Origin of the sequence: Candidatus Symbiopectobacterium sp. NZEC127 (assembly GCF_025962675.1) — a bacterium.
GTDB lineage: Bacteria > Pseudomonadota > Gammaproteobacteria > Enterobacterales > Enterobacteriaceae > Symbiopectobacterium.
Window position 1 is genome coordinate 1 of sequence record NZ_JAGFPG010000098.1, and the last position, 530, is coordinate 530.

General features: G+C 46.4%; 1 pseudogene. It reads right to left on the reverse strand.

Annotation, left to right across the window (positions count from 1 at the left end):
* Positions 1-498 (reverse strand): annotated as a pseudogene (locus tag J5069_RS24115) (type IV secretion protein Rhs); the annotation flags it as partial.
* Between the last annotated feature and the right edge of the window lie 32 nt (positions 499-530).

The window sequence follows — 530 nt, forward strand, 5'->3', positions numbered from 1 at the left end:
TGAGTTCGGCCAGAAAACCATATTGACAGCATAACTATACTCAACCCGTAATAACGTTCTGAACTCATCATCAATACGGGACAACCGGGAATATTGGCCACTCCAATTCCAGAATAACGTCATTGTTCGTCCCAAGGGCGAAATTACGCTGGTTGTCACGAACGTTTGACCATCATCGGTAATGGTTAATATTTCCCGTTTCCCGTCTTTCCATACAACAGTAAATCCGGCAGCCGCATCAAATCCGTTAGTATAAGAGAATCGAAAATTATCCAGCTTCTTGTTACGTACAACGTCCGAGCCAGGCATAACCCGATATTGTTCACCGTCACTGAGCTCCAAAAGGTTATCACGGTTATTAAACTGGGTCAGTCCAATACCAAAGCCTCTGCCAAACCCCGCATTCGCCGTATTTAACGGCGAGTAACGCAGCGACAAAGAAAGCTCAGGCCCCAGTTGGTTATTTCCCACCAGGGTGGCTAATGGAAAATTAACCATAAACTGCCCCGTGCGGGGATCAACCTGCGTTT